This window comes from Paenarthrobacter sp. NPDC092416 (assembly GCF_044755025.1).
GTDB lineage: Bacteria > Actinomycetota > Actinomycetes > Actinomycetales > Micrococcaceae > Arthrobacter.
The window spans coordinates 284609-305695 of the sequence record NZ_JBIVQG010000005.1 but is presented as its reverse complement, the minus strand read 5'-3'; the positions used below and the strand labels follow the sequence as shown (position 1 = coordinate 305695).

The following is a 21087-nucleotide window of genomic DNA, read 5'->3' as shown; positions in this document are numbered from 1 at the left end:
GTGAACTTCGACGCCGCCAACAACACCGTCTCGGTCATCTTCACCCCCGCCGGCCTTGCCATCCTGGCAGCCCACACCGACACCCGCGTGCAGGTGGTCGTCAACACCCAGGTCAACACCATCGGTGAAATCGAAAACGAAGCACTCGTCTACCCGAACGCGAACAGCTTCACCATCACCCCGGGCCAGCCCGGCGGCCCGATCGTTACACCCCCGGTCGTGACCAAATGGGGCGAAATGACCCTGCAGAAGGTCAACGAGAACGGTGCCGCCCTTGCCGGTGCCGCGTTCTCCGTCTACGCAACCCAAGCCGACGCCGAAGCCGGAACCAACCCGATCACCCTCAACGGCCAGACCGTCTTCACCGTCGCAGCGGACGGCACCCTGACCATCTCCGGCCTGCGCTACTCGGACTGGGCCAACGGCGCAGCCGTGGCACCCGGCGACGCCGAGTACCGCACCTACTACCTCGTCGAGACCACCGCCCCGGCAGGATACGAACTGCTCGCCGAGCCCGTTTCCTTCCTGATCAACACCGCCACCACCACCGTCGGGATCGACCTGCAAGTCAAGAACATCCCCTCCAACAGCGGCTTTGAACTGCCCCTGACCGGTGGCGTGGGAACCGGCATCCTCTACGCAGCAGGCGCCCTGCTCGTTACCGGCGCAGCACTGATGTTCGCCCGCAACCGCAAAACCAACAACAACTAACCACAACCAACAACAACCAGCCACAACACCGGATAGCCGCCACCGCGGCACCCGGGAATGAACGAACCCGAAGTGGGGAAGAACGCCAACCAAGCGCTCTTCCCCACTTGCATTCCCCTCAGCACTCTCCATAGCTGCTGCACTTCAAAACCGCCGCAGCCCGTTTGATGGTCAACTGCTGCGATACCGAGCCACATTCGGTGCATGCGGAGCATTCCGGCGTCACAAAAAGGCCCGTCAGTGCACAGCATCAACGTGAATGGAACAACAGAAGCTGAAGACTCCGAGGCACCCCTGAAAGACTTGGCCACGACGTCGCCCATCCTTGCGGCAAAGCTCGCTCGCCTGCCGGCTGAACAGGTGGCCATGATCCTTGGGGAATGGCCGGCCGAAGGCGGTATTAGCGCAGCAAGAGCGGGCATGCCTGGCAGCTGAGGGGAATTCTGTCGGTGCTCTGTGTCAGAGTCTTTGTATGACTGCTCCACTTCTTGCCCACGCTACCGACTACGGACGAATGTACGCCCGCTCAACGACAGAGCAATTCTCTGTCCCCTCCATCACCACGGTGATAGGGCAGCAGGCGCACTCCCTGGACGGTTGGTTCAGTTATATGGGAGCAAGCAGCTTGGCGGCGGATCCCGAACTTCCAGGCTTGCTTGGGAGCCCCGCGAGGATCCGGCAGGCAGTGAACAAGGCGGCAAAGGCCGCCGAGGTGTACCGGGACGACGCCGCTGCGCGTGGCGATCGGGTCCACAACTACTGTGAGCAAGTGGCCCTGCGCGCGCTGGGGCGCCCCCACCGGATGCAGGAATGCAGAGACGAGCTTGCCTCCAACGGCGAACAGGCGTTCGCCGCCCGCTTCGATGAATGGTGGGAGCTCTACCGGGTGGAACCCATCGCACCGGAGATCACAGTGTGGAACAAGGCCGTGGGGTACGCAGGCACCTTGGACCTGGTCGCCAGGATCAACGGGCGCATCTGCCTGATTGACTACAAAACCAAAGGCACGACGCGGGACGGCACGGTCAAAGCGTTGGATGACAAGGTCGTCATGCAGCTCGTGGCCGGCATGAAGGCCGAGGAAAGCCTGGTGGACCCGGTGACGGGCGAATGGGAGCCGTGGGCCTATGGCGAGAATCCCATGTTGCTCGCTGTGGCCATCGGCGAAACCGAAGTCCGCCCGCAGCGCGCCAACCCGGATGTCCTCAAACACCACTGGTGGAAGTTCTGCGCGCTCCGGCGCGTCTGGGAAATGAATGCCGACGTCCTGGCAGCCGGACATGCGCTCCTGCCGGTGGCTCCGCCGTCGTACATCTCACAAGGAAGCGCCGCCTTGGGCGGCGGCAACACGATGCACTCAACTAAACTGGCTTAGGCTCCGCAACAGCCGGACCAGAGTTTTGACGATCGTGAGGAATGACAGCAGATGGCCATTTTGAGTATCCGAATCATCGGCGATCCGGTGTTGCGCACCGTCGCAGATCCCGTCACGGAATTCGGGCCTGAGTTGGCCAAGCTTGTTGCTGACATGACGGAAACCATGGAGGATGTGGACGGCGCAGGCTTGGCCGCACCCCAGATTGGCGTCAGCCAGCGTGTTTTCACGTACCGGATCGGGGGAGTGGAAGGGCACATCATCAACCCTGTCCTCGAAAACAGCGAGGACTTCCAGCCCGACGAGGTCGAGGGCTGCCTCTCCATACCGGGTCTCGGCTTCCCGGTCCGGCGTCACCGCGCCACCAAGGCAACCGGCGTGGATCTGAACGGGAATCCTGTTTCTGTGGACGCAGAGGGCATGCTGGCACGTTGCTTTCAGCACGAAACGGATCACCTTGACGGTGTCCTGTACACGGATCGGCTGGAGGGCGAGGACCGGAAGGCTGCGCTTCGTGCCATCCGCAACGCCAACTATCACGCCATTACGGAGCAGACGACGTCGCAGCGGGCAACGTCCGTGGGCTCCAGTTTTGGTGGCGGTAGTTTTGGGGTGCCCGAGTGAGGGTTCTCTTCGCGGGAACTCCTGCGGTGGCGGTTCCGTCCCTGGATGCACTGGTTAAGGAGGGCTTCGACGTCGTGGCGGTCCTCACCCGCCCCGATGCTCCGCTGGGCCGGAAACGCGTCCTGACCCCGTCGCCCGTCGCTGCGCGTGCGGAGGAGCTGGGCATCAAGGTCATCCGCGCGGCCAAGGTCGACGCTGAAACCACGGCGCGAATCGCCGAGGTAAGCCCCGATGTTGCGGCGATCGTTGCATACGGGGGCATTGTTCCTCGCACGGCACTGAACGTCCCGAAGCATGGCTGGGTCAACCTGCACTTCTCCCTGCTGCCGGCATGGCGGGGTGCCGCCCCGGTCCAGCGTTCTCTCATCGCGGGCGACGACATCACAGGAGCCGCAACCTTCCAGCTCGAAGAGGGGCTGGACACAGGTCCCGTCTTCGGAACGCTCACGGAAACCGTCCGCCCGGAAGACACTGCAGGAGACCTCCTGGACCGTCTGTCTATCAGTGGCGCTGTCCTGCTGAGCCAAACACTTTCAGCCATTGACGCAGGACAAGCCGCCCCGCAGCCGCAAAGCGGGGATGTCTCGCTTGCTCCGAAGCTGCAGCTCGACGATGGCCGCCTTGATTGGCACGAACCCGCCCTGGCCCTTAACCGAAGGGCACGCGGGGTGACTCCCGAACCTGGCGCCTGGACAACACTTGAAGGCCAGCGGGTCAAGCTTGAACCAGTCGGGCTGCGCCCCGAGGTCAGGGACCTTGCTCCAGGGGCCATCCGCGTTAGTGGAAAGGCCGTACTGGTAGGCACTGGATCACACGCGGTGGAACTTGGCCGGATCCAGCCGGCAGGCAAGAAGATGATGTCGTCGGCCGATTGGGCCCGCGGCTTGGCAACACCCGAAAGAGTGGTATTCGAATGAGTGAGTCCGGCCGGCGAGGCCCCAACAGCAGCGGGAGCCGGGACGGTGGCGGACAAGGCAACCGTGGGCCGCGCGCCGACAGCAAGCGCAATGCCCAAGGGCGGGAGCGCAACCGTGGCCCGCAGAAGGGCTACTCCACCAACGCCCCTTCCCAGCGAACGCGTCGTGCGGATCCCGCCCGCTTGGTGGCGTTCGAAGTTCTAAGGGCGGTCGCGTCCGAGGATGCCTATGCCAACCTTGTTCTTCCGGCCCGCATCCGCGAGCACCGTCTGGACCGTCGTGATGCCGGCTTTGCCACTGAGCTGAGCTACGGCGCACTGCGCGGCCAGGGCACCTACGACGCCGTCCTGGCCCGATGCGTGGATCGTCCCCTGGAGAAACTCGATCCCGCCATCCTGGATGCCTTGCGAATCGGTGCGCACCAACTTCTTTCCATGCGCGTTCCCGCTCACGCTGCACTCGACCAGACCGTGGGCCTTGCCCGCGCCGTCATTGGAGCCGGACCGTCGACATTGATCAACGCCGTCTTGCGCAGGGTTACCGCCCACACCATGGAGGAGTGGCTCGAGGTGCTCCTGGAGAACGAAACCGACGCGACCAAGATTGCTGCTTTGCGGCACGCACACCCGGAGTGGATTGTCCGCGCCCTGCGCCAGTCACTGGTCAATCACGGACGTCCTTCGTCAGACATTGAGGCCCTCCTGGAGGCCGACAACGCCGCGCCCGTAGTGAATCTTGTAGCGCTGCCTGGCCTTGGCAGCCTGGATGAAGCCTTCGACCTGGGCGCCACAGCGGGCGAGTTGGTGGAAGGTTCTGCCCTGTCCGCCGGTGGCGACCTCGGACGTCTCGAGTCTGTCCGCACAGGAACGACGCGCGTCCAGGATGTCGGTTCACAGCTGGTGGCCCGTGCACTTGCCGGTGTCGATCTTGGCACTGCCTCTTCCGACGGCGAGCAGTGGTTGGACCTGTGCGCAGGACCGGGCGGAAAGGCGGCGCTGCTGGCCGCTTTGGCACACCGCGACGGCGCCAAACTCCTGGCGAACGAACCCGCACCGCACCGCGCCAAGCTCGTTCAGCAGGCTCTCTCCGCAGTGCCGGACGAGAGTTGGACCGTCCGGACCGGTGATGGTCGCGAAGTCGGCGGCGAGCAGCCCGAGGCGTTTGACCGTGTCCTCGTAGACGTCCCGTGCAGCGGACTCGGCGCACTGCGCAGGCGCCCCGAGTCCCGCTGGCGCCGCGCCCCGAAGGACATCGCGGATCTCGGTCCGCTGCAGCGGGAGTTGTTGAAGTCCGCCATTGACGCCGTAAAGCCCGGCGGAGTGGTGGCCTACGTGACGTGCTCGCCGCACCCGGCGGAGACCACCGCCGTCGTCAGTGACGTCCTGGCCAAGCGTGAGGACCTTGAACTGCTCGACGCCGGCAAGGCGCTGGATGCCGTCAGCCTGAACGGCAACCTCGGTGCGGGCCACGAGCTCACGGCCCAACTCTGGCCGCACGTGCACCAGACCGACGCCATGTTCATGGCGATTATCCGCAAGAAGCCGTAACCCTTTCGCGGATCCCATGCCGGACGCGGTAGCTTCTGCTGTGTCCGGCATGTGCCGTCGATTGCCCACCATCAACCCGAGGGGATTGCCATGCCTCAGTGCTGTATCAACCCGAGCATCCTGTCCGCTGACTTCGTCAATCTTGAGGCGGAGTTGCAGAGGATCAGCAACGCCGATGCCGTCCACGTGGATGTCATGGACAACCACTTTGTGCCCAACCTGACCCTCGGGCTGCCCGTAGTTCAGCGGATCCAGGCCGTCAGCCCGGTTCCGCTGGATGCCCACCTGATGATCTCCGACGCCGACCGCTGGGCGCCGGCGTACGCGGACGCCGGAGTCGCTTCCGTGACGTTCCATGCCGAGGCCGCCATGGCTCCGATCAAGCTGGCTCGGGAACTGCGGGCCCGTGGCTCCAAGGCAGGGATGGCCCTGCGACCGGCCACTCCCGTGGAACCGTACTTGGACATGCTCAGCGAGCTGGACATGTTGTTGATCATGACGGTCGAACCTGGCTTCGGTGGGCAGTCTTTCCTTGACGTCACCTTGCCCAAGATCCGGCGTGCCCGGGCTGCTATCGACGGCTCCGGCATCGGGGTTGCCCTGCAGGTGGACGGTGGCATCACTGAGGAGACCATTCTCCGAGCAGCCGAAGCGGGCGCCAACGTGTTCGTAGCGGGATCGGCCGTCTACGGCCATGAGGACCCCGCAGCCGCGATCGAGAAGCTGCGCGCAGCGGGCTCGCGCTAGGAATCTTCCGGTTTCGACCGAACAGGCGTGACTACCGTCATGCCTGTTACGAAGATTGCAGGGAATAGCCTGACCGGCTGTCCGGTTATGGCAGAATAGCAACACACAATACGTGCTCCGGGGTCGGTGTAAGTCCGAACCGGCGGTTATAGTCCGCGACCCGCGCGCCACTGGGATCCAAGCAATTGGAACCCGATGGCAGACGGTTGAACCGGTGAAATTCCGGTACCGACAGTTAAAGTCTGGATGGGAGAAGCACGTACAGTCATGCTTTGGGTGTCCTTTAGCGGCGCCCGGCATTGCGCTGTCGTACACCCCCGGAGCCATCGCGGCTTAGAGGGAAGGAACGGCATGGACTTTCTGCGATGGCTCTTCGAAGCACAGATTCCCGTTGGAGGATCTGCGCTTGTCTTACGCGAAGTGCTTGGCAACATTTTTGGGCTCGCCAGCGCCCTCGGCGGAATGCGCCGCAAAGTCTGGGCATGGCCCGTGGGCATTGTGGGGAATATCCTCTTGCTGACGGTCTTCCTTGGAAACGTCTTCGGCGCGGCCGCCCCCGCGACTCTTTGGGGACAGGCCGCCCGTCAAATCATGTTCATCGGCGTCGCCGTGTATGGCTGGTCCCGCTGGCAGCAAAGCAAGCAGGCCAGTACCGAAGGGCGTGCCATTATTCCCGGCTGGGCCGGCAACAAGGTCCGGATCGCCCTGATTGGCGCGATGATCGCCGGCACAGCCGCACTGACTCCGCTGTTTGACGCTCTGGGTTCCTACCCACCGGTGTGGGCCGACGCGTGGACGTTCATGGGATCCCTTCTCGCCACGTACGGCATGGCCAAGGGCTGGACGGAATTCTGGCTGATCTGGGTAGCCGTGGACATTGTGGGCGTGCCGCTCTTATTCAGCGCTGGTTACTACGCCAGTGCCGTCATGTACCTGTTCTACGGCTTCTTCACCCTCGCAGGGTTCTTCGTCTGGTGGCGGGCCGACAAGCGGGAACACGGGAACAACACCGCAAGCGTCGTACCCGCAGCCGTTGGAGCTGCGCCATGACCTCTACAGTTTTCAGTTCTGCAGAAACGGCCGCGATGGACGTCGCCTTGGCGGCTGCCTTGGGCGGGCCGCGCGGCGCGAACCCGTTGGTGGGAGCTGTTGTCCTCGGTCGCGACGGCGAGCATCTCGTGACGGGTTACCACCGCGGAGCCGGTACAGCCCACGCCGAGGCCGACGCCATCCACCAGGCCGCTCAGCGGGGCGTGGACCTCAAGGGAACCACTATGGTGGTCACCCTGGAGCCCTGCAACCACGTGGGCCGCACCGGTCCCTGCGCGCAGGCCATCATCGAAGCCGGCGTGGCCAAGGTGATCTACGCCGTCGATGATCCCCACGATCCCGCCGCGGGCGGCGCCCGGACGTTGCAAGCTGCGGGAGTCGACGTCGAATCCGGCCTCGCCGCCGACAAGGCGTTTGATCTCAATCGCGAATGGTTCGACGCCGTCGCAACCCAACGTCCGTTCGTCACCTTGCACATCGCCCAGACGCTGGACAGCCGCATTGCGGCGGTGGACGGGACCAGTCAATGGATCTCCAGCCCGGAGTCGCTGGCGGACAATCACGGGCTCCGTGAACTGATCGACGCGATCCTTGTAGGCACGGGAACCGTCCTGATTGACGATCCACGGCTGACTGCCCGAACTCCCGCCGGCGACCCGTCGCCAAGGCAACCGTTGCGGGCCGTCATGGGACTTCGTGATGTTCCCGAGGCGGCCGCGGTCCGGGGGACCGACGGTAAGTTTCTGCACTTGCCCACCAGGGAGCCGGCAGAAGCGCTTCATATGCTCTTCGCCGAGGGCGTCCGGCATGTGATGGTCGAAGGTGGCTCCAGCATCCTCAGTACGTTCCTGGCCGCAGGCTTGGTGGATGAACTGATCATTTACCTGGCACCCACATTGTTGGGCTCGGGCACTCCCGCGCTGCGGGACCTCGGCATCTCGACCCTTGCCGACGCGCAACGCTGGTCTTGGGACGAGGCCGGTGGCGGCTCCGTCCAAACCTTGGGCAGCGATCTCAGGCTGCACCTACGATCCATGCGGTCCACATCCACCGCACCAAAGAATTCCCTTCCGCGCAGTGAAGCTGCGGAACACGTCACAGGAGGACACTGATGTTTACCGGAATCGTTGCCGAGCAGGGCACTGTCCTGGGCATTGAGCACGACGGCGATGCCAGCGCGACGCTGCGCCTGAAGGCGCCGACCACCACCGATGGTCTGGCGTTGGGCGGTTCGATCGCGGTGAACGGCGTCTGCCTCACCGCAACCCGCATTGACGGGCAGGATTTCAGCGTGGACGTCATGGGGGAGACCCTGGTCCGCACCACCATCGGCGAACTAGCCGCGGGCGACACCGTGAACTTGGAGCGTTGCGTCCAGGCAGGGGGCCGGTTGGACGGACATGTTGTCCAAGGCCACGTGGACGGCGTTGGGGAATTGCTCGAACGCGAACCGCTGGGCAACTGGGACAGGCTGCGTTTTGGCGTCCCGGCCCCGCTGGCACGGTACATCGCCGAAAAGGGGTCGATCGCTGTCGACGGTGTTTCACTGACTGTCACAGCAGTGAGTGCCGCCGCCGAAGCGGCCCCGTGGTTCGAGGTAGGCCTTATTCCGACCACCCTCGAGGAAACCGGACTGGGCGCCAAGCCCGTCGGTGCCCGTGTCAACCTGGAAGTGGACGTGCTGGCCAAGTACACCGAACGGCTGCTGTCCTTCGCGCCCCAGGGCGCCCCGGCTCACCGGGCCGGCGACGACGCTACTGCAGATCAGGAGGCTGCGCGATGAGCACCTCAACGAAGAGCATTCCGACTGCAGACCTCCCCAACGCGGTCAGGCGCCAGGGTCTCGATCCCGTGGAAGCGGCCATCGCCGCGATGGCCGCCGGAAAAGCCGTGATCGTTGTCGACAACGAAGACCGCGAGAACGAAGGCGACATCATCTTCGCCGCTGAGCACGCCACTCCCGCGCTCATGGGCTGGACCATCCGATATTCCTCGGGCGTCATTTGCGTGCCCCTCGAAGGGGACCGCGCCGACACCCTCGCGCTGCCGCCCATGGTGGAAGTCAACGAGGACGCAAAGGGCACCGCATACACCGTTTCCTGCGACGCCGCCCACGGTGTGAGCACCGGTATTTCGGCCACTGACCGGGCGCTGACGGCCCGGATTCTTGCCGATCCCACCAGCACCCCGGCGGCCATCACGCGACCCGGGCATATTTTCCCGCTGCGGGCCGTTAAGGGTGGAGTGCGTGAACGTCCAGGCCATACGGAAGCTGCCGTGGACCTGTGCCGTCTCGCCGGGCTGGCTCCGGTGGGCGTGATCGCCGAGTTGGTACATGACGATGGTGAAATGATGCGCTTGGACAGCCTGCGCGAGTTCGCCGCCGAACACGGATGCCCCCTCATCTCCATTGAGGACCTGGTGGCATACGTCGACGCGGCGGAGTCCCGGGCGACGGACGGTCCAGTAGCAGAGGTTCCAGTGGCAGACGAGGAGAAGTGATGACTGCATCGACAACGCGCAGCGGAGACGCCGCCCGCGCCCCCCATCCCGTGAGCGGCGGCCCGATCGTCCAGTTGCCCACGGCCTTTGGTGATTTCGTGGCCCAGTCCTGGACGGACCACGTCACGGGGGTCGAACACCTCGCAGTGAGTTCGCCCAACCCGCCCAAGCGGGGCCAGGCGCCGCTCGTCAGGCTGCACTCCGAATGCCTCACCGGTGATGTCTTCGGTTCCTACCGTTGCGATTGCGGGGAGCAACTGGCTTTTGCCCTTGAACTCATCCACGAGGAGGGCGGGACCTTGCTTTACCTGCGTGGCCAGGAGGGTCGCGGGATTGGCCTTGCCAACAAGATCAAGGCTTACGCGCTCCAGGAAGCAGGCTTTGACACCGTTGAGGCTAACGAGCAGCTCGGGTTGCCGGTGGATGCCCGTTCGTACAGCGCGGCAGGCCAGATCCTGGCCGAGATGGGCCTGCACAAGGTCCGGCTCCTGAGCAACAACCCGGACAAGCAGAACCGCCTCGCGCAGGCGGGCGTGTCCGTGGTGGAGATGGTTCCTACTGAGGTTCCTTCCCGCGAACAGAACCTGCGCTACCTGCAGACCAAGAAAGACCGGATGGACCATCGGCTAACGCTCGAAACTGAGCCCGCCGGCAACGGCAAGTCCTCCGCAACACGCATTTTCACCAACGACCAAGACTGAACGGAACCCACACAAACAATGAGCGGACACGGCGCCCCCACTATCGACCTCACCACCCTCAATCCCGAGGAAACCTCGCAGCTCAAGCTCGCCATTGTGGCGGCAAGCTGGCACACCCAGATCATGGATGGCCTGGTAGACGGTGCTCTTCGCGCGGCCAAGGAAGCCGGAATTGCAGAACCCACCTTGCTGCGCGTCCCTGGAAGCTTCGAGCTGCCCGTTGCCGCCGCCAGGCTGGCACCGCACTTTGACGCCGTCGTCGCCCTGGGCGTGGTCATCCGTGGCGGCACACCGCACTTCGACTACGTCTGCCAGGCGGCGACGTCGGGACTCACCGATGTCAGCGTGCGCACCGGCGTTCCGGTCGGCTTTGGCGTCCTGACCTGCGATACCGAGCAGCAGGGCCTGGACCGCGCAGGCCTCCCGGGCTCCGCGGAGGACAAAGGACACGAAGCTGTGACCGCCGCCCTCGCAACAGCAGTCACACTCAAGCAGTACAGCTAATCGGGTCCGCACTGCGGACTCTGGAGGGGATGTGGGTGTGTCTTCACTCACATCCCCTTCGTCATGCAACGCCCCAACAAGCGGCGCCCGGCCCGGAGCAAGTAGTCTGGAGGGCGTGAAGAATTTCGAGACGCTGTTCGCAGAACTGAGTGAGAAAGCAGCGACCCGCCCGGCAGGCTCGCGCACGGTTGCCGAACTGGACTCCGGAATCCACGGCATCGGCAAGAAAGTGGTCGAAGAGGCCGCTGAAGTCTGGATGGCTGCGGAGTACGAATCCGACGACGCTGCTGCCGAGGAAATCTCCCAGCTGCTGTACCACCTGCAAGTCCTCATGCTCGCCAAGGGGCTCAGCCTGGAGGACGTTTACAAGCATCTCTAGCCACGCCACTCCGCAAGCTGGTTGGACTTCCTACTGGGAGGCCCACCGAAGCGGGGGCTGCTGCGTGGCCAGAGTGCCTGAAACCTCCATTCCAAACAGAAAGTCTCCCCAATGCTCCGTGTAGCCGTTCCCAACAAGGGATCCCTGTCTGAAGCCGCCTCGGCGATGCTGTCCGAGGCCGGATACCGCCAGCGCCGCGACAGCCGCGAGCTGGTCATGGTTGATCCCGACAATGAGATTGAGTTCTTCTTCCTCCGTCCCCGCGACATTGCGGTCTACGTAGGCCAGGGAACCCTCGACGTCGGCATCACCGGACGTGACCTGCTCCTGGACGCGCAGGTGGAAGCCGAAGAGCTGCTACCCCTGGGCTTCGCCGCCTCCACCTTCCGGTTCGCCGGCCCCGTAGGTGACTTCAACGGCGTCGAGCAGCTTGAAGGCAAGCGCCTCGCCACCAGCTACGACGGACTCCTGCGCGACTACCTCGCAGAGCGCGGCGTCAACGCCAAGGTGGTCCGCCTGGATGGTGCCGTCGAATCGTCGGTCCGGCTCGGTGTTGCGGATGCGATTGCCGACGTCGTGGAGACCGGCAACACGCTTAAGGCCGCCGGCATGGAAATCTTCGGCGAGCCGATCCTGAAGTCCGAGGCTGTCCTGATCCGCCGCAGCGGACCCGGTGGTGCCGCAAACGGCACCGCCAAGGAAATCGAAGTACTCATCCGCCGTTTGCAGGGCGTGCTCGTGGCCCGCCAGTACGTGCTGATGGATTACGACATCCGCAAGGACCTGGTGGAGGACGCAGCAGCGCTCACCCCTGGCCTCGAATCGCCCACCGTTTCGCCGCTGCGCGACTCGGAATGGGTGGCCGTGCGTTCGATGGTTCCCAAGAAGGAAACCAACCGCATCATGGACGAGCTCTATGACCTCGGCGCCCGCGCCATCCTGGTCAGCAGCATCCACGCCTGCCGCATCTGATCCAGAGCCGCAACGCAGAGCAGAAATCCTAGGAGTAAGCACATGGCTGTAGCCGTACGCGTCATCCCATGCCTGGACGTCGACGCCGGCCGCGTAGTCAAGGGCATCAATTTTGAGGGCCTGCGCGACGCCGGTGATCCGGTGGAGCTTGCGCACCGCTACGACAATGGCGGCGCCGACGAGCTGACGTTCCTTGATGTCACGGCATCATCAGGCAACCGCGAAACCACCTTCGATGTGGTCCGCCGCACCGCCGAGGAAGTCTTCATTCCACTCACCGTGGGCGGCGGCGTTCGGGGTGTGGCCGAGGTGGACAAGCTGCTGCGCTTCGGTGCGGACAAGGCCTCCATCAACACAGCCGCCGTAGCCCGGCCCGAGGTCATCGACGAAATCACCCGACACTTTGGCTCGCAGGTCCTGGTGCTCTCGGTCGATGCGCGCCGAACCCGCCCAGGTGACGTCCCGACGTCGTCCGGTTTTGAAGTCACCACGCACGGTGGCCGCACCGGAACCGGTATCGACGCGATCGAGTGGGCAAAGGAAGCCGCGGACCGAGGTGTGGGGGAGATCCTGCTGAACTCGATCGACGCGGACGGAACGAAGGATGGCTTCGACCTCGAATTGATTCGCTTGGTTCGGGCGGCCGTCAACATCCCGATTATCGCCTCCGGCGGCGCCGGGAAACCCGCGCACTTCCCGCCTGCGGTGGAAGCAGGGGCGGACGCCGTGCTGGCCGCGTCAGTATTCCACTTTGGCCCGGACGACATGATCGCCCAGGTCAAGACTGCCATCCGTGAGGCGGGCTTCGAGGTTCGGTAGCTCCTGCCGCCAAACGTAAACTCCACCAGCAAACGCGGGGTCATTTGCGGCCCGTCATCCTTCCGGAGATGGGCCGCACATGACCCCGCGTTCTTGGTTTCTAGAGTCCGATGTCTGCGGACTGAAGGAGCGCGACGGCGTCCGGCTGGCCTTCGAAGGTGACGAGGGCTTGGCCGGTGCGGCCGTGGGCGTGCATGAGCAGTTCGCCGGGTTCGCCCACAATGGCGACGGAAACCGGGGCGCGCTTCGCGACATGGCGGGGACCGCTGGGCCTGACGAGGACGATGCCGAGGTCCACACCCCGGTAGAGGATGGCCGCCCGCTTGATGAGTTCATCCCACAGGGCGTCCGAGTAGGCTTCGTCAAGGGCCCGGGGTGCCCAACGATCGCCTGCCCGGCGGATGTCCTCGGTGTGGACGAAGTACTCGATGAGATTGGAGGTTTCGTCGAGCGCCTTGATCTTCAAGGGGGAGAGGACCGGCGGGCCTTCACGGAAGGTCTTTACGAGTTTGGCGTAATCGTCGGTGGTCTTGAGTTTGGCAGCGAGCTTGGACGTTGCCTTGTCCGACGCTTTGCCGAGGCTGGGAATCAGGAGGCCGATGCCAACAGCGGCTTTTCGCTCCCGAAGGTACAAATGCGCGGCAAGGTCACGGGTGAGCCACCCTTCGCAGAGCGTGGGGGAGTCAGGCCCGGCCGCCAGGAGTGTTTCGGCCAGTACTTCTCGGGAAGGATCGACGAAATGCATCACTTGTGAAACTAGCACGATCCGGGCCCTGTTGCGCAGTGGAACCGCCGCAGAATCTGCCTCTCCTGAAAGGCACTAGACTTGATCTGATGTCAGAGCAGTCCGCCCCCAGCCCCTCTCCCGCCGTGAAGCTTTCCAGCGACCCCGGGAGCCCTTTGCCGCAGGAGATTGCCAGTGCCCTCAAGCGCGACTCTGCAGGCCTCGTGGCAGCCATCATCCAGCAGCATGACACCCATGAAGTCCTGATGCTCGGCTGGATGGATGATGAAGCCCTGCACCGGACCATGACTACAGGACGCGTCACGTTCTATTCCCGCTCCCGCCAGGAGTACTGGCGCAAGGGTGACACTTCCGGACACGTCCAGTTCGTGAAGTCTGTCGCCCTTGACTGCGACGGCGATGCCCTCCTGGTCCGCGTGGACCAGATCGGCGCAGCCTGCCACACCGGTACCCGCACGTGCTTCGACGGACGCGATTTCACAGTCGTCACGGGCCACCGCGATTAAGGCACCCCTCCCTTTCCACTGACGCACCACAAAGACCAAAGGCGGAGAACAATAGCCATGCAGGACCTTGGAATCATCAGCCCGGGCCTGGAAGAGTTCCGCGAACTCGCCGTCCACAGCCGTGTCATCCCCGTTCGACTCAAGGTCTTGGCAGATGCCGAGACGCCTATCGGCCTGTACCGCAAGCTGGCGCAGGGCCAGCCGGGTACGTTCCTGATGGAGTCCGCGGCTGTTGGTGGGGCCTGGTCCCGCTACTCCTTCATCGGCGCCAAGTCCCGTGCCACCCTGACCACCAAGGACGGCCAGGCGCACTGGATCGGTGAGCCGCCGGTGGGCGTGCCTGTTGACGGCAATCCGGTGGAAGCTGTCCGGGACACGGTTGCCGCGCTGCAGACCGACCGCTTCGAGGACCTGCCGCCGTTTACTTCCGGCTTGGTTGGCTTCCTTGGCTGGGAGGCCGTGCGCCACTGGGAGAAGCTGACGGCCCCGCCGGAAGATGACCTGCAGCTGCCCGAGATGGCGCTGAACCTTGTCACCGACATGGCAGTGCACGACAACATGGATGGCACTGTCCTGCTGATTGCCAACGCCATCAATTTCGACAACAGCTCCGAGCGCGTGGATGATGCCTGGCACGATGCGGTGGCTCGTGTGAAGGCCCTGCTGGACCAGATCAGCACGCCCGTCGCCCAGCCCGTTTCCGTGTTGGAAACCGCTGCCTTGGACTTCGCCTCCAGCGTGCAGGAACGCTGGGACGAGGACCGCTACTTGGAAGCAATCGATCGCGGGAAAGAAGCGATCGTGGACGGCGAAGTCTTCCAGGTGGTCATTTCGAGGCGCTTCGAAATGGAATGCCCCGCTGATCCGCTGGACGTCTACCGCGTGCTCCGGAACACGAATCCCAGCCCGTACATGTACATCTTCAGCCTTGAAGACGCCGACGGGCGTGAGTATTCGATCGTCGGCTCTTCTCCGGAAGCTCTGGTCACCGTGACAGGAGGCGAGGTCATCACCCACCCCATCGCGGGTTCGCGGCCGCGTGGAAAGACCGTGGAGGCGGATAAGGCGCTGGCCACCGAGCTGCTGGCCGACCAGAAGGAGCGTGCCGAGCACCTCATGCTCGTGGACCTCTCCCGCAACGATCTCTCCAAGGTGTGCGTGGCAGGCACCGTGGACGTCACCCAGTTTATGGAGGTTGAGCGGTTCAGCCACATCATGCACCTGGTGTCCACCGTGGTTGGCGAACTCGCGCCCGGCGCCAAGGCCTACGACGTTCTCAAAGCGACCTTCCCCGCAGGCACGCTGTCCGGTGCGCCGAAGCCCCGTGCCTTGCGGCTTCTGGACGAACTGGAACCGCACCGCCGCGGAATCTATGGCGGTGTGGTGGGATACCTGGATTTCGCCGGAGACATGGACATGGCCATTGCCATCCGCTCCGCACTGCTGCGCGAAGGCCGTGCCTACGTCCAGGCCGGTGGCGGCATTGTGGCGGACTCGCACAAGCCGTCCGAGGCACTTGAGACGGTGAACAAAGCTGCCGCGCCGCTGCGTGCGGTGCATACGGCCGGTTCACTGCAGAACATTTCTGCCGAGACGGTGCGGGACGCGGGAGCAGTCGACGGCGGGACGCCCGCCTGATGACCTCTGAAGCATCTGTTCCCGCGGCCACCGTACCGCCGCGCTGGGCCCGCAAGCCGACGCTGGTCCTGGCCACCGTCGTTCTGGCCCTCGCGGTCTTCGGAACCACCACCCAGACGTGGATCGACGTCCGGCTGGACCCCAACGCGGCCTCCAGCAGCGACCTCCATGTCCAAGGCAGCAAGGCGGCCACCGCCGTCACTGCCTTGGCGCTGGTTGCCTTGGCGGGTGGCTTGGCTGCTTCCATCGCAGGGCGAATCGCGCGTTGGATTATTGCCGTGATCCTTGGCTTGTCCGCCGTGGGTGTCATTGCAGCTGCCGCAATTGTCCTCGCCGATCCCTTGGGGGCGGCGCAGGGGGCCATAGCGGCGGCCACAGGGATTTCCGGGGGCGAGGCAAACGTTGCCACGACGCTGTTCCCCGTGGTCGCGGTCATCACCGGCGCCCTTCTGGCAGTGTGCGCACTGGTTCTCCCGTTTGCCGGGCGCTACTGGAAGACCAGGACCAAGTACGACGCCGGCCGTGCCAAGCGTGGCACGGGACCGGTGGATGAGATCGACAGCTGGGACAGCCTTTCGCGCGGAGAAGACCCCACGTAGGCCCCGCAACAGACTTTGAACCGGACCGGCCGCAACAAATGTCGCGTAGCTGGTCCTGACGTCGGACGATGTCCCGGACGCCGTCAATAAATGGCAGAATGTAAGCAGTATTCATCCTGAGGAGATTCCACAATGAGCAAAACCACCGTGTCCGCAAACCAAGCTTCCTCGACCATGGCCAGCCACGCTGACGCCATCGGTCACGGTAACAGCCCGGCTGCCTGGACCTGCGTGATTGTGATGCTGGTTGGCGCCCTCATTTCCTCGATCGCTTTCGTGATCGCCAGCACCCCGATCTTCGTCGGCGGCTTGGTTGTCATGGTTCTCGGCCTCGTCGCCGGGTTCGCCATGCGCAAGGCCGGATACGGTGTGGGCGGCAGCAAGCTGAAGAACAACGGCCACTAATCGTGACCGTTCTTGATGACATCATCGTTGGCGTCAAGGAAGACATGGAGGCCCGTCGTGGCCTGGTGTCCCTTGCCGAGCTGAAGGACCGCGCCACCGCGGCAGTGCCTGCCCGTGACGCGTGGGCTGCCTTGGGTGGCCCGTCCTCCAGCCGCAACGACCTCAAGGTCATCGCGGAAATCAAACGGCGCAGCCCATCCAAAGGCGACCTCGCCGCCATCGCGGATCCCGCCTCCCTCGCTGTGCAGTACGCCGACGGCGGAGCATCCGTCATCAGCGTCCTGACCGAACAGCGCCGCTTCGGCGGTTCGCTCGCCGACCTCGATGCCGTTCGTGCCGCCGTCGATACCCCGTTGCTCCGCAAGGATTTCACGGTGGACGAGTACCAGATCTGGGAAGCCCGTGCCCACGGCGCGGACCTGATCCTGCTCATCGTGGCGGCTCTCTCCGATTCCCAGTTGGCTGATTTCAGCGCACTGAGCCATGATCTTGGCATGAGCGTGCTGGTTGAAACCCACACGGAAGAGGAAATCGAGCGCGCTGTTGCCGCTCAGGCGCGAATCATCGGCGTCAACGTCCGCAACCTGAAAACGCTCGACGTCGACCGTTCACTGTTCGGTTCGCTGGCCGGTTTGATTCCGGCAGAGGCCGTTATTGTCGCGGAGTCCGGCGTACGAAGCGCGGACGACGTATCGCATTATGCAGCCAGCGGAGCCAACGCCATCCTCGTGGGCGAGGCGCTGGTCAGCGACTCGACGCCGCGTCAACGCATCACCGAATTCAAGGCAGCTGGAGCTGCCGCCATCGCCGTCAGGAACTGAGCCGGAACCTGGACATGGCGACAGCCTCAAGGCAGCCCGGGCATGTGCCTGCGGCTGCCTTGTGGCACGTGGAACGACCCAATGAACTAACTGGAACAGGACGGTGAGACTGATGGTGGACGCGCCAACAGCCAGCTCGGACGAGAATGCGGCCGACGCATTCCTGCAAGGCGGCGCTTCGCTGCGCAACGCCACGGGGCCCTACTTCGGCAACTACGGCGGCCGATGGATGCCCGAGTCTTTGATCGCCGCCCTCGACGAAGTCCAGGACACGTTCGAAAAGGCCAAGGCGGACCCTGAGTTCCTGGCGCAGCTGAAGGACTTGAACAAGAACTACTCCGGGCGTCCGTCGCTCCTGACTGAAGCCAAGCGCTTCTCGGAGCACGCCGGCGGAGCAAGGATCTTCCTCAAGCGCGAAGACCTCAACCACACGGGTTCGCACAAGATCAACAACGTCCTGGGACAGGCACTCCTGGCCAAGCGCATGGGTAAGACACGCGTGATCGCGGAGACCGGTGCGGGCCAGCACGGCGTCGCCAGTGCCACGGCTGCTGCTCTCCTGGGGCTCGAGTGCGTTGTCTACATGGGTGCCGAGGACTGCCGACGTCAGGCCCTGAACGTGGCACGCATGCAATTGCTCGGTGCCACGGTGGTTCCTGTGACCAACGGCTCCCAGACGCTGAAGGACGCCATCAACGACGCCCTCCGCGACTGGGTCTCCAACGTTGAGAACACCCACTACCTGCTGGGCACCGCTGCCGGCGCCCACCCGTTCCCGGCCATGGTCCGCTTCTTCCATGAAGTGATCGGCGAGGAAGCCCGGGCCCAGATCCTCGATCAGACCGGCAAATTGCCCGACGCCATCTGTGCCTGCATTGGTGGTGGCTCGAACGCAATCGGCCTCTTCCACAGTTTCCTTGACGACGCCTCAGTGCAGATCTACGGCTTTGAAGCCGGCGGTGAGGGCGTTGAGACAGGCCGCCACGCTGCAGCGATTTCCCTGGGCCGCCCCGGCGTCCTTCACGGCGCACGTTCTTACCTCATGCAGGACGAAGACGGGCAGACGATCGAATCCCACTCGATTTCCGCGGGCCTGGATTACCCCAGCGTCGGTCCTGAGCATTCGTACCTGGCGGACATCGGCCGTGTCACCTATGAGCCGATCACGGACACCGAAGCGATGGACGCTTTCAGCCTCCTGTGCCGGACCGAAGGCATCATTCCGGCCATCGAGTCCTCGCACGCCTTGGCTGGAGCGATAAAGATCGGCCACCGCCTCACTGAAGGCAAGGAAAATCCGTCAGACGTCATCGTCATCGTCAACCTTTCCGGACGCGGCGACAAGGACGTTGAAACAGCTGCAGCATGGTTCAACATGCTGGACGAAGACGGCAACGTCAAGGGCACCACACTGTCCACCCGCAAGCCCAAGGGGCCGGCCGATCGCACCGACGAGGCCGCCGTGGACGCCAACGAGGACCAGAACTGATGACTGAACAATTCGCCAGCAAATCCGCTGCCGCCATTGACCGCGCCAAGGCCGACGGCCGGGCAGCGCTGGTCGGTTACCTTCCCGCGGGATACCCAACCGTCCAGGACAGCATCGAGGCAGGCATTGCCTTGGCCCGTAACGGCGCCGATCTCATTGAGATCGGCATCCCTTACTCTGACCCCGTGATGGACGGCCCGGTCATTCAAGCTGCCACGACCGAAGCAATTGCCAACGGGTTCCGTGTTGCCAACGTCTTCGACGTCGTCGCCGGTATCACGGCCGCCACGGACGCTGCAGTGCTGGTCATGACGTACTGGAACCCGGTTATGCGCATGGGCGTGGACGAATTCTCCCGCCGCCTGGCTGAAGCCGGGGGAGCAGGCCTTATCACGCCGGACCTTATTCCCGATGAAGCAGCCGAATGGTTCGAGGCCTCGGACAAGTACGGACTGGACCGGGTTTTCCTGGTGGCTCCTTCCTCCACGCCCGAGCGTCTCGACATGACCGTGAAGGCAAGCCGTGGCTTTGTCTACGCAGTATCCATCATGGGCGTCACCGGTACCCGGCAATCCGTCAGCAGCGGCGCGGAGCACGTAGTCGCCCGCGCACACGCTGCCGGGGCGGAACGTGTATGCGTCGGTCTGGGAGTTTCCAATCCGGACCATGTCCGTGAAATCGCTGCGTACGCCGATGGTGTGATCGTCGGTACCGCGCTGGTAGCTGCCCTCCGCGATGGCGGCGTGGACGCCGTCGGGCAACTCACCAAGAACCTGAGCGCCGGCCTTGGCCGCGCAGCAGCAGAAGCCTAGGAAAAGGAAACAGCGAAGCGCATGCAGACCGTCCTCCACGCAGCGGCAATGGTCCCCCTGAGTATCCCGAGCCCCTCGTGGTCCGGTTTCGACATTCCGTTGCCGTGGGGGACGCTGCGCATTCATGCATACGCCCTCTGCATCCTGGCGGGCATCATCGTTGGCCTGTGGCTGACCTCCGCCAGGTGGAAGCGCCGTGGCACCCCCGAAGGCAGCCTCTGGGACATCGCCATTTGGGCCATTCCTTTCGGCATCATCGGCGGACGGCTCTACCACGTGTTCTCTTCGCCCGATGCCTACTTCGGTCCCGGCTTTGACGGCACCGGCGATCTTTCCCTGATCCCGCAGATCCAGCGCGGTGGTCTGGGCATCTGGGGCGCGGTGGTCCTCGGCGCTGTCGGCGCCTGGATTGGTTGCCGGCGTGCCGGCCTCAAGCTCACGGCGTTCCTGGACGCTGCGGCTCCCGGCCTCTTGCTCGCCCAGGCAATCGGGCGCTGGGGCAACTGGTTCAATCAGGAACTGTTCGGTGCACCCACCACCCTGCCGTGGGGACTCGCGATCGACCCCGCCAATGCCAACTTCCCTCCCGGCATGCCCGCAGACACGCTGTTCCATCCCACGTTCCTCTATGAATCCCTGTGGAACCTCGTGGGCGTCGCCGCCCTGCTGGTGCTGGACCGAAAGTTCAACTTCCGCCGCGGACGCCTCTTCTGGCTGTACGCCATGTATTACACGTTGGGCCGGGTTTGGATCGAAGCGCTGAGGATAGATGACGCTGAGCAGATCACCCTCTTCGGCATTACCACCAGGCTTAATGTTTGGACCAGCATCCTGGTATTCGTCGTTGCTTTGGTGATCTTCCTGTGGCTCGGCAGAGGTGGCCGGCCGGACCCGGATTCCGCATATTTGCCGGGCCGGGAACCGGCTGCTGAGGCCGCTGTTGAACCGGCAAAGGACGCTGAATCGGTGACGAGCGTCACCAGTCATGATGTGGACCCATCTGTCTCAGATAGTGGTTCACGTGGTAATCTCCCAGATAACCAAAGCGATCCGGGCCACGTTGACGAGCCGCAGGATGCAGCAGGGGATTCCGGTCAAGCTGACAAGTCCAAAACGGAGTCCGATACTGCTGCGACTGCCGCAAGGAAGGCCCCCGGATCCGCGCCGGAAGCAGACCACACCAAGTAGTCGGCCCGGCAAAGGGGCAACAGAGTCACCGCTCGT

The 21087-nt window shown here is 64.0% G+C and carries 25 protein-coding genes and 1 riboswitch; of the genes, 24 read left to right on the top strand and 1 reads right to left on the bottom strand.

The features are described from left to right. The 16 genes from ACIQC5_RS12460 to hisF all read left to right on the top strand — a co-directional run. On the top strand, window positions 1-711 hold a 711-nt coding region (locus ACIQC5_RS12460; RefSeq protein WP_400282402.1), incomplete at its 5' end, for a SpaH/EbpB family LPXTG-anchored major pilin. A 204-nt stretch (window positions 712-915) separates the two neighbouring features. After that, window positions 916-1146: a hypothetical protein gene (locus ACIQC5_RS12455; RefSeq protein WP_400282399.1), complete on the top strand. Its 231-nt coding sequence runs from the start codon at window positions 916-918 to the stop codon at window positions 1144-1146. 37 nt (window positions 1147-1183) lie between these two features. Beyond that, window positions 1184-2086, top strand: a complete 903-nt coding sequence (locus ACIQC5_RS12450) for a cytochrome (protein ID WP_400282396.1) — start codon at window positions 1184-1186, stop codon at window positions 2084-2086. Window positions 2087-2137: 51 nt separating this feature from the next. Beyond that, window positions 2138-2710 (top strand): peptide deformylase, encoded by a 573-nt coding sequence (def, locus tag ACIQC5_RS12445; protein ID WP_400282393.1) that lies wholly within the window; start codon window positions 2138-2140, stop codon window positions 2708-2710. Continuing rightward, window positions 2707-3627, top strand: coding sequence for a methionyl-tRNA formyltransferase (gene fmt, locus ACIQC5_RS12440; protein ID WP_400282390.1), 921 nt, complete (start codon window positions 2707-2709; stop codon window positions 3625-3627). The genes def and fmt overlap by 4 nt, the downstream gene beginning before the upstream one ends. Next, window positions 3624-5174 carry an RsmB/NOP family class I SAM-dependent RNA methyltransferase gene (locus tag ACIQC5_RS12435; protein WP_400282387.1) on the top strand — a complete coding sequence of 517 codons (1551 nt, stop codon included), beginning with the start codon at window positions 3624-3626 and terminating at the stop codon, window positions 5172-5174. Before fmt ends, ACIQC5_RS12435 begins: the two co-directional genes overlap by 4 nt. A gap of 90 nt (window positions 5175-5264) precedes the next feature. Beyond that, a complete protein-coding gene (rpe, locus tag ACIQC5_RS12430) occupies window positions 5265-5921 on the top strand; it encodes a ribulose-phosphate 3-epimerase (protein ID WP_400282385.1) in 657 nt (218 codons plus the stop codon). A gap of 108 nt (window positions 5922-6029) precedes the next feature. Then, a riboswitch (FMN riboswitch) is annotated at window positions 6030-6184 on the top strand. An 88-nt stretch (window positions 6185-6272) separates the two neighbouring features. Then, entirely contained in the window at window positions 6273-6971 is a 699-nt protein-coding gene (pnuC, locus tag ACIQC5_RS12425; RefSeq protein WP_400282382.1) for a nicotinamide riboside transporter PnuC, read from the top strand. After that, window positions 6968-8083 carry a bifunctional diaminohydroxyphosphoribosylaminopyrimidine deaminase/5-amino-6-(5-phosphoribosylamino)uracil reductase RibD gene (ribD, locus tag ACIQC5_RS12420; protein WP_400282378.1) on the top strand — a complete coding sequence of 372 codons (1116 nt, stop codon included), beginning with the start codon at window positions 6968-6970 and terminating at the stop codon, window positions 8081-8083. The genes pnuC and ribD overlap by 4 nt, the downstream gene beginning before the upstream one ends. Next, window positions 8083-8754: a riboflavin synthase gene (locus ACIQC5_RS12415; protein ID WP_400282375.1), complete on the top strand. Its 672-nt coding sequence runs from the start codon at window positions 8083-8085 to the stop codon at window positions 8752-8754. Before ribD ends, ACIQC5_RS12415 begins: the two co-directional genes overlap by 1 nt. Beyond that, window positions 8751-9473: a 3,4-dihydroxy-2-butanone-4-phosphate synthase gene (gene ribB, locus ACIQC5_RS12410; protein WP_400282372.1), complete on the top strand. Its 723-nt coding sequence runs from the start codon at window positions 8751-8753 to the stop codon at window positions 9471-9473. Before ACIQC5_RS12415 ends, ribB begins: the two co-directional genes overlap by 4 nt. Next, window positions 9473-10174 carry a GTP cyclohydrolase II gene (gene ribA, locus ACIQC5_RS12405; protein ID WP_400282369.1) on the top strand — a complete coding sequence of 234 codons (702 nt, stop codon included), beginning with the start codon at window positions 9473-9475 and terminating at the stop codon, window positions 10172-10174. The genes ribB and ribA overlap by 1 nt, the downstream gene beginning before the upstream one ends. Window positions 10175-10192: 18 nt before the next feature. Then, window positions 10193-10678, top strand: a complete 486-nt coding sequence (gene ribH / locus ACIQC5_RS12400; protein ID WP_400282366.1) for a 6,7-dimethyl-8-ribityllumazine synthase — start codon at window positions 10193-10195, stop codon at window positions 10676-10678. A 115-nt stretch (window positions 10679-10793) separates the two neighbouring features. After that, entirely contained in the window at window positions 10794-11057 is a 264-nt protein-coding gene (locus ACIQC5_RS12395) for a phosphoribosyl-ATP diphosphatase (protein WP_223948697.1), read from the top strand. Window positions 11058-11168: 111 nt separating this feature from the next. Further along, entirely contained in the window at window positions 11169-12029 is an 861-nt protein-coding gene (hisG, locus tag ACIQC5_RS12390) for an ATP phosphoribosyltransferase (RefSeq protein ID WP_400282363.1), read from the top strand. A 42-nt stretch (window positions 12030-12071) separates the two neighbouring features. Then, entirely contained in the window at window positions 12072-12848 is a 777-nt protein-coding gene (hisF, locus tag ACIQC5_RS12385; RefSeq protein WP_400282360.1) for an imidazole glycerol phosphate synthase subunit HisF, read from the top strand. A gap of 100 nt (window positions 12849-12948) precedes the next feature. Here hisF and ACIQC5_RS12380 read toward each other — a convergent pair whose 3' ends face one another. Further along, window positions 12949-13593, bottom strand: coding sequence for a TIGR03085 family metal-binding protein (locus ACIQC5_RS12380; protein WP_400282433.1), 645 nt, complete (start codon window positions 13591-13593; stop codon window positions 12949-12951). Window positions 13594-13682: 89 nt separating this feature from the next. Here ACIQC5_RS12380 and hisI point away from each other — a divergent pair, with 89 nt between their 5' ends. The 8 genes from hisI to lgt all read left to right on the top strand — a co-directional run bounded on the left by hisI (window position 13683) and on the right by lgt (window position 21051). Continuing rightward, entirely contained in the window at window positions 13683-14099 is a 417-nt protein-coding gene (gene hisI / locus ACIQC5_RS12375) for a phosphoribosyl-AMP cyclohydrolase (RefSeq protein WP_400282358.1), read from the top strand. 57 nt (window positions 14100-14156) lie between these two features. Continuing rightward, the gene (locus ACIQC5_RS12370; RefSeq protein ID WP_400282355.1) at window positions 14157-15737 is read left to right on the top strand and encodes an anthranilate synthase component I; all 1581 of its coding nucleotides are present in this window, start codon (window positions 14157-14159) and stop codon (window positions 15735-15737) included. Further along, the gene (locus tag ACIQC5_RS12365) at window positions 15737-16336 is read left to right on the top strand and encodes a Trp biosynthesis-associated membrane protein (protein ID WP_400282352.1); all 600 of its coding nucleotides are present in this window, start codon (window positions 15737-15739) and stop codon (window positions 16334-16336) included. The genes ACIQC5_RS12370 and ACIQC5_RS12365 overlap by 1 nt, the downstream gene beginning before the upstream one ends. A 132-nt stretch (window positions 16337-16468) precedes the next feature. After that, window positions 16469-16741: an HGxxPAAW family protein gene (locus tag ACIQC5_RS12360; protein WP_400282349.1), complete on the top strand. Its 273-nt coding sequence runs from the start codon at window positions 16469-16471 to the stop codon at window positions 16739-16741. 2 nt (window positions 16742-16743) lie between these two features. Next, on the top strand, window positions 16744-17562 hold the full coding sequence (gene trpC / locus ACIQC5_RS12355; RefSeq protein WP_400282346.1) for an indole-3-glycerol phosphate synthase TrpC: 819 nt from the start codon (window positions 16744-16746) through the stop codon (window positions 17560-17562). 112 nt (window positions 17563-17674) lie between these two features. Further along, entirely contained in the window at window positions 17675-19051 is a 1377-nt protein-coding gene (gene trpB / locus ACIQC5_RS12350; RefSeq protein ID WP_400282344.1) for a tryptophan synthase subunit beta, read from the top strand. After that, window positions 19051-19863: a tryptophan synthase subunit alpha gene (gene trpA / locus ACIQC5_RS12345; RefSeq protein WP_400282341.1), complete on the top strand. Its 813-nt coding sequence runs from the start codon at window positions 19051-19053 to the stop codon at window positions 19861-19863. Before trpB ends, trpA begins: the two co-directional genes overlap by 1 nt. 21 nt (window positions 19864-19884) lie before the next feature. Further along, window positions 19885-21051: a prolipoprotein diacylglyceryl transferase gene (gene lgt, locus ACIQC5_RS12340; RefSeq protein WP_400282339.1), complete on the top strand. Its 1167-nt coding sequence runs from the start codon at window positions 19885-19887 to the stop codon at window positions 21049-21051. Window positions 21052-21087: the final 36 nt, after the last annotated feature.